At 66.0% G+C, this 7,353-nt stretch carries 8 protein-coding genes; 6 read left to right on the top strand and 2 right to left on the bottom strand.

The window, feature by feature from the left end; genetic code table 11:
* From RMO40_RS03355 to RMO40_RS03340, 4 genes are all read left to right on the top strand, one after another.
* Positions 1-434: ATP-binding cassette domain-containing protein (locus RMO40_RS03355; RefSeq protein WP_309716311.1), on the top strand; the 434-nt coding region annotated here is incomplete at its 5' end.
* On the top strand, positions 431-727 hold the full coding sequence (locus RMO40_RS03350) for a hypothetical protein (RefSeq protein WP_309716309.1): 297 nt from the start codon (positions 431-433) through the stop codon (positions 725-727). The genes RMO40_RS03355 and RMO40_RS03350, both read left to right, overlap by 4 nt.
* On the top strand, positions 727-1,971 hold the full coding sequence (locus RMO40_RS03345) for an AMP-binding protein (protein WP_309716308.1): 1,245 nt from the start codon (positions 727-729) through the stop codon (positions 1,969-1,971). Before RMO40_RS03350 ends, RMO40_RS03345 begins: the two co-directional genes overlap by 1 nt.
* A 97-nt stretch (positions 1,972-2,068) precedes the next feature.
* Complete coding sequence (locus RMO40_RS03340) at positions 2,069-3,040, top strand: tripartite tricarboxylate transporter substrate-binding protein (RefSeq protein ID WP_309716305.1); 972 nt, start codon at positions 2,069-2,071, stop codon at positions 3,038-3,040.
* A gap of 103 nt (positions 3,041-3,143) precedes the next feature.
* Here the strand turns inward: RMO40_RS03340 and RMO40_RS03335 are convergent, their stop codons facing one another.
* Positions 3,144-3,500: a DUF5329 family protein gene (locus tag RMO40_RS03335; protein WP_309716302.1), complete on the bottom strand. Its 357-nt coding sequence runs from the start codon at positions 3,498-3,500 to the stop codon at positions 3,144-3,146.
* A gap of 5 nt (positions 3,501-3,505) precedes the next feature.
* Positions 3,506-4,732, bottom strand: a complete 1,227-nt coding sequence (tyrS, locus tag RMO40_RS03330; RefSeq protein WP_309716300.1) for a tyrosine--tRNA ligase — start codon at positions 4,730-4,732, stop codon at positions 3,506-3,508.
* A 211-nt stretch (positions 4,733-4,943) separates the two neighbouring features.
* Here tyrS and RMO40_RS03325 point away from each other — a divergent pair, with 211 nt between their 5' ends.
* Together RMO40_RS03325 and RMO40_RS03320 are read left to right on the top strand one after the other, a co-directional pair.
* A complete protein-coding gene (locus RMO40_RS03325) occupies positions 4,944-6,329 on the top strand; it encodes a peptidoglycan DD-metalloendopeptidase family protein (RefSeq protein WP_309716298.1) in 1,386 nt (461 codons plus the stop codon).
* 37 nt (positions 6,330-6,366) lie between these two features.
* A partial coding sequence (locus RMO40_RS03320) for an anhydro-N-acetylmuramic acid kinase (protein WP_309716294.1) occupies positions 6,367-7,353 on the top strand: 987 nt, incomplete at its 3' end.

The raw sequence follows: 7,353 nt of genomic DNA, 5'->3' as shown, positions 1-7,353 counted from the left end.
ACTACTTCCCGCGTTTGAAGACACGCCGCAGCTCGCAGGCGGCCTACACCTCGGGCGGGGAGCAGCAGATGTGCGCCATTGGCCGCGCGCTGATGGCCAACCCGAAGATGGTGCTGCTCGACGAGCCCTCGATGGGCCTCGCGCCGCAGATCGTGCAAGAGGTGTTCGAGATCGTCAAAGACCTCAACACGCGCGAGCGCGTGACCTTCTTGCTGGCCGAGCAGAACACCAGCATGGCGCTGCGTTATGCCGACTACGGCTACATCCTGGAGAACGGACGCATCGTGATGGATGGTGCGGCCTCGGCCTTGGCCGACAACGAAGACGTGAAAGAGTTCTACCTTGGGACCGGAGGATCAAGAGACGGCGGCGGCGACCGCAAGAGCTTCCGCGACGTCAAGAGCTACAAACGACGCAAGAGGTGGTTGGCATGAGTGAAGACTTCTTCGCCCTTCCCGCGTTCAAGCCCGACGAAGCGCTGGTCACCTTGAAGCGCCAGTTGCGTGATCTCAAGCCACTCGCTGAGCGCGGCACCGGCTTCGAGATCGGCGGCAAACGTGTGGTCGATCTCGCTGCCGACGCGTCGACCATCACGGCCCGCCTGGCCAAGCGCCCCGCCACGTCGCCCGAGTGGCAGACGTTCACGCTGAAGAACAGTGCCGACGTGCGCAAGTGCGTCGATGAAGTGAAGAAGCGCCTGACGCGCTGGCAACAGGACGCCGAGTGATGAACGAACACTACGACGCACTCGAAACCCGCACGCCTGCCGAGCGCGAACAGGCCCTGATGGCGGCACTGCCACTGCAAGTGGCGCATGCGCAGGCGCGCACCACTGCCTTCGCACACAGCCTGCAAAGTGTGGCGGCCCACACGGTCACCAGCCGCGCCGCGCTCGCTCGCCTGCCCGTGATCCGCAAACACGAGCTGATGGAACGCCAGCACGCCGAGCGCGACTCCGATGTGTTTGGCGGCTTCTCGGCCCTCGGTTGGGGTGCTGCGAAGAGCGTCTTCCAGTCGCCCGGCCGGCTCTACGAACCCGAAGGCGCGGCCCCCGACTACTGGCGTGTGGCGCGCGCGCTGTTTGCCGCCGGCTTTCGCGCGGGCGACCTGGCGCACAACGGCTTCAGCTACCACTTCACACCCGCCGGCTCGATGATGCAGACCGGCGCGCAGGCCCTGGGCTGCACCGTCTTCCCCGGTGGCACCGGCCAGACCGAGCTGCAGGTGCAGGCCATCGCCGACCTGAAACCGGCGGGCTACATGGGCACGCCGAGTTTTCTGAAGCTCATCGTCGAAAAGGCGGCCGAGATGGGCACGCCGATCCCGTCGCTGCGCAAGGCGGCGGTCGGCGCCGAGGCCTTCCCGCCGAGCCTGCGCGACTGGCTGGCCGAACGTGGCATCACCGCCTACCAGTTCTATGGCACCGCCGACCTGGGCACCGTGGCCTACGAAACCTCGGCGCGCCAGGGCCTGGTGCTCGATGAAAGCGTGATCGTCGAGATCGTGCGCCCCGGCACCGGCGACCCGGTGCCCGAAGGCGAAGTGGGCGAGCTGGTGGTCACCACGCTCAACCCCGACTACCCCTTGATCCGCTTTGGCACCGGCGATCTGTCGGCCGTGCTGGCCGGCACCTGCCCGAGCGGGCGCACCAACACCCGCATCAAAGGCTGGATGGGCCGCGCCGACCAGACGGCCAAGGTGCGTGGCCTCTTCGTGCACCCGAGCCAGGTGGCCGAGGTGGTGAAGCGCTTTCCCGAAGTGAGCAAGGCCCGCTTGGTGATCTGCGGTGAAATGGCCAACGACCGCATGACGCTGAAGGTGGAAACCACCGCCGCGCCAGATCACTTGAGCGCACGATTGGCCGACGCCATCCGCGACATCACCAAGCTGCGCGGCGAGGTCGAGCTGTGCGCCCCGGGCAGCCTGCCCAACGACGGCAAGGTGATCGACGACACACGCCGATTCGAGTAAACCCGCGCGGCCGATTACGTAGTTTCCGCCATGGCGGGGGGGTTTGCCGTCCTTAGCATTCCTTCATTCGCTCACCCCGCCTGAAGGACACATGGCCATGATGAAAAACCTGCTCGCCTCTGCGCTCGCCCTGCTGGCCACCAGCGCCTTCGCCGAGTACCCCGAAAAAGCCGTCACGATCGTGATCCCCTTCGCTGCGGGCGGCCCCACCGACAAGGTCGGGCGCGACTTCGCCGAAGCCGTGCGCAAGCCCTTGGGCGGCCAGCCCGTGGTGATCGACAACGTGGCCGGAGCCGGCGGCACGCTGGGGGCTTCGAAGGTGGCCCGCGCCACACCCGATGGCTACACCCTGCTCATCACCCACATCGGCATGGCGACTGCGCCGGCGCTGTATCGCAACCTGCAGTTCAAGCCGCTCGAAGATTTCGAGTACCTGGGCCTCATCAACGAAGTGCCGATGACGCTGATCAGCCGCCCCACGCTGGCCGCCAACAACTACGCTGAGCTGGCGACCTGGATCCAGGCCAACAAGGGCAAGGTCAACATCGCCAACGCTGGCCTGGGCTCGGCCTCGCACATGTGCGGCATGCTGCTGCAAAGCACGCTCAAGGCCGACATGACACCGGTGCCCTACAAGGGCACGGCGCCGGCGATGAACGACCTGCTGGGCGGGCAAGTCGACATCATGTGCGACCAGACCACCAACACCACCGGCCAGATCGAAGCCAAGAAGGTCAAGGCCTTCGCCGTGACCACGCCGAAGCGCCTCAACATCCCCGCGCTGGCCGCGCTGCCCACGCTCGACGAGGCCGGCCTCAAGGGCTTCAACGTGACCATCTGGCACGCGCTTTACGCTCCCAAGGGCACGCCGAAGGCGGTGCTCGACAAGATCAACGCGGCGCTGAAGGTCGCGCTCAAGGACGGCACCTTCATCAAGAACGAAGAGTCGCTGGGCGCGGTGGTCACGGCCGATGCGCGGGTCAACCCGGTGGATCACAAGAAGTTCGTCGAAGCCGAAATCAACCGCTGGACGCCGCTCATCAAGGCCAACGGCCAATACGCCGACTGAGCGCGGCCCGCGCCTGAACAGATCTCCTCAGTGGAACTTCTTTGGCCGCCTTCGGGCGGCCATTTTTATGCGCGCAGCGTGAGCGTGAGCGTGAACGTGATGGTCAGCGGCTGTCCATGCGCTTGAGCTCGTCACCCAGGAACCTGGCGGCCGGCACCGCGCGCCCATCGGCGTGGCGAATCAGATAGACCTCGCCGCTGGTGCTCGACCTGGACGCGATCTGCTCGATGAACTGCTGGGCCGTGTTCACGTGCTCGCCCATCTTCTCGAACTTGCGACGCAAGAACTTGGCAGCGTCTTTGGGCGAGTAGCTGCTGCCGTTGCGCACGAAGCGGATGTCTTTCTGCGCCTCGACAAACTCGATCAAGCGCTCGATGCGCGCCCGCTCGGCCGGGGTCGGTGCAGCCCGTACAGTGGCTGCGAGCGATGCGCCCCAGATCAGCCAGGCGCGGCGGCGCATGTGCATCACCCCAAGGTGACGCGGGCGAACTTGCGCTTGCCCACTTGCACGACGTAGGTACCGGCGGCAAGCTTGAGACCCTTGTCGCTGACCACACTGCCGTCAACCCGCACGCCATTGCCTTCGATCAGGCGCGTGGCCTCACTGCCGGACGGCGCGAGACCGGCCTGCTTGAGCAAGGCGGCAATGCCCAGCGGCGCGCCGCTGAGCGAGACCTCGTCGATCTCGTCGGGCACACCGCCCTTGGCGCGGTGGTTGAAGTCGGCCTCGGCCGCCTCGGCCGCCGCCGCGCTGTGGAAGCGGGTGGTGACCTCCTTGGCGAGCTGCACCTTGGCGTCTTTCGGGTTGCGACCCCCCTCGATCTCGGCCTTGAGCCTGGCAATCTCGGCCTCGGGGCGAAAGCTCAGCAGGTTGAAGTACTTCCACATCAGCACGTCGCTGATGGAGAGCAGCTTGGCAAACATGTCGTTGGCCGCTTCGGTGACGGCGATGTAGTTGCCCTTGCTCTTGGACATCTTCTCCACGCCGTCCAGCCCTTCGAGCAGCGGCATGGTCAGGATGCACTGCGGTTCCTGGCCGTATTCGCTTTGTAAAGCCCGGCCCACCAGGAGGTTGAACTTCTGATCCGTGCCGCCAAGTTCGAGGTCACTCTTGAGCGCGACCGAGTCATACCCTTGCATCAACGGATACAGAAACTCGTGCACGCTGATCGGCGTACCTGCCTTGAATCGGTCGTGGAAGTCGTTGCGCTCCATCATGCGGGCCACGGTGTAGCGAGACGCGAGCTGGATCATGCCGCGCGCACCCAGCGGGTCACTCCATTCGGAGTTGTAGCGGATCTCGGTCTTGCTGGGGTCGAGCACCAGACTCGCCTGCTTGTAGTAGGTCTGGGCGTTGGCTTCGATCTGCTCGCGGGTGAGCGGCGGCCGAGTGGTGTTGCGGCCGGAAGGGTCACCAATCATCGAGGTGAAGTCACCGATCAGAAAGATCACCGTGTGACCCAGGTCCTGCAGCTGGCGCATCTTGTTCAGCACCACGGTGTGGCCGAGGTGGATGTCGGGCGCCGTCGGGTCCAGGCCGAGCTTGATGCGCAATGGCACGCCCGTTGCTTCTGACTTGGCCAGCTTGGCCACCCAATCGGCCTGCGGCAACAGTTCGTCGCAGCCCCGTAAAGAGACCGCCAAGGCCTCACGAACCTTGTCGGTGATGGGGTGCTGAGGTGCTAGTGACATTGGGGGAAACCGAAGCTGAGGGGTATCCGGGGTATTGAAGAATTAGCGGTCGTTATACTGCCGCGCACCCGACGGAACACCCCGAAAAAGGGGCTCGCCAAGCGTCCGCGATTCTAGTGGACGCCCCGTGGGCAGCAAGACCAACCAGAGCGCAGCACCCGATGCCGCGCTTGCAGCCAGGGCCTCATGGCCCACGACCAAATTGAGTACGTTGGAATCGCTTGAAATCGCCGCCACTTCGGCCGGCTCCCGCATCACCCAATTCGTTGGCCGGCACCCGCGCACGATCACCTCCGTGCTGGTCGCGGGCTTGATGGGGTTTGGTGTCACCGCCTTCGGTATCGCTCCGTTGGTCCCCGACGCCGCCGACCTGCCACGGCGCTTGGTGACGGAATTCGTCACTCCTGAAGACATCCCGTCGCAGCTCGAAGCCCTGGCCCTGCACTCGCTGGAGCTGTATCGCAGCGATTTGACCCGCAGCGCCGACACCGCTGACAGCCTGCTGGCCCGCTTGAACGTGGCCGATGCAGCAGCCGCCGCTTTCCTGCGCAGCGACAAGACCGCACGCAAGCTGCTCGAAGGCCGCGCTGGCAAGATGGTGCAGGTGCGCACGGCCGAATCGGGCGCGCTCGAAGAGCTGGTGGCGCGTTACCCGGCCGAAAGCTCAGAACAGTTCGGCACGCACTTCTCGCGACTGCGCATCACGCGTGTCAACGGCGAGCTGCAGGCCAAGGTCGAAGTGGCCCCGCTCGAAAGCCAGGTCAAGCTGGCCAGCGGCACCATCCGCAGCTCGCTGTTTGCAGCGACCGATGAGTCGCGCATTCCCGACCCGATCGCGACCCAGATGGCCGAGGTGTTCTCGACCGACATCGACTTCCACCGCGAGCTGCGCCGTGGTGACACCTTCAGCGTGCTCTTCGAAGGGCTCACCGCCGACGGCGAACCCATCACCTGGAACCAGGCCGCCGGCCGTGTGCTCGCCGCCGAGTTCGTCAACAACGGCCGCAGCTACGCCGCCGTGTGGTTCCAGGAACCCAACAGCAAGGGTGGCTACTACGGCTTCAACGGCGAGAGCAAGCGCCGCTCGTTTCTGGCAAGCCCGATGGAGTTCTCGCGTGTGACCTCGGGCTTCTCGATGCGCATGCACCCCATCCACAAGGTCTGGCGCGCCCACCTGGGCGTGGACTACGGCGCTCCCACCGGCACCCCGGTGCGCAGCGTGGGCGACGGCGTGGTCGAGACCGCCGGCTGGCAAAACGGCTACGGCAACACCGTGCTGATTCGCCATGCCAACGACCGCACCACGCTTTACGGCCACCTGAGCCGCATCGATGTGCGCAAGGGCCAGCGCGTCGAGCAGGGCGCTCGGGTTGGAGCCGTCGGCGCCACCGGCTGGGCGACCGGGCCGCACCTGCACTTTGAAGTGCGCGTGAAGGGCCAGCACGAGAACCCGGCCCTCATCGCCAAGACCTCGGAAGCGGTGGTCTTGTCGGCGGCGGCGCAGGCGCAGTTTGCCGTGGTAGCCAAGCAGTTTCGCCAACAGCTCGAGTTGGCTGTTGCCAACCCGCAGCTTTACGCCGCCGGTCGCGCCGAGTAAGGCGGCGCGGGGCCCTGTGCCCATGCACAATTCGGCGATGGCTGAACTGTTTGCAGGTTTGATGTCGGGCACCTCGCTCGACGGTGTGGATGGCGTGCTGGCCGAGTTCTCGGCCACGGGCATCCCGAAAGTGGTGTCGCACGCCTACCGCGCCTTCCCCGAAGCGCTGCGCGACGAGCTGCTCGCGCTCAACAGCTCCGGCCCCGACGAACTGCACCGCTCGGCGCTGGCCGCCAGCACCCTGGCAGGCTTGTACGTCGAGGTGGTCGACGAGTTGCTCGTGTTGGCGAAAGTGCAGGCCAGCGCCGTGCGTGCTGTCGGCAGCCACGGGCAGACGGTGCGCCACCGCCCGACGCTCGGCTACACGTGGCAGATCAACAACCCGGCGGTGCTGGCCGAGCGCAGCGGCATCGCGGTGGTGGCCGACTTTCGCAGCCGCGACGTCGCGGCCGGCGGCCAAGGCGCGCCTCTGGTGGCGGCCTTCCATCGCGCGCTGTTCGGCTGCGCAGGCGAAACACGCGCAGTGCTCAACCTCGGCGGCATCAGCAACCTGACCGCCTTGCTCGCCGACGGTCAGACCACCGGCTTCGACTGCGGGCCGGCCAACGTGCTGATGGACCTCTGGAGCCTGCGCCACACCGGCCAACGCTTCGACGCCGATGGCACCTGGGCCGCCAGCGGCACGATCCAGCCACAGTTGCTCGATGTGTTGCTGGAAGAGCCCTATTTCACCGCCCCGCCTCCCAAGAGCACGGGTCGGGATCTGTTCAACGCCGACTGGCTGGCCGATCGGCTGCAACGCCACGGGGTGGCCTGCCGCAGCGAAGACGTGCAGGCCACGCTGTGCGAGTTGACCGCACTCACTTGGACCCGCGCCATCAAGGCTCATGCAGGTGATGCGAGCGAACTGCTGGTGTGTGGCGGCGGCGCGCTCAACAAGCACCTCATGCGTCGACTCGCGGTTCACCTGCCCGGCATACCAGTCCGGCTCACCGACGACCGCGGCTTACCCGCACAACACGTG

This window comes from Rhizobacter sp. (assembly GCF_031412075.1).
In the GTDB taxonomy this organism is placed as follows: Bacteria; Pseudomonadota; Gammaproteobacteria; order Burkholderiales; family Burkholderiaceae_C; genus Rhizobacter.
The sequence above is the reverse complement of the archived record's forward strand: the minus strand, read 5'-3'. Positions and strand labels throughout refer to the sequence as shown.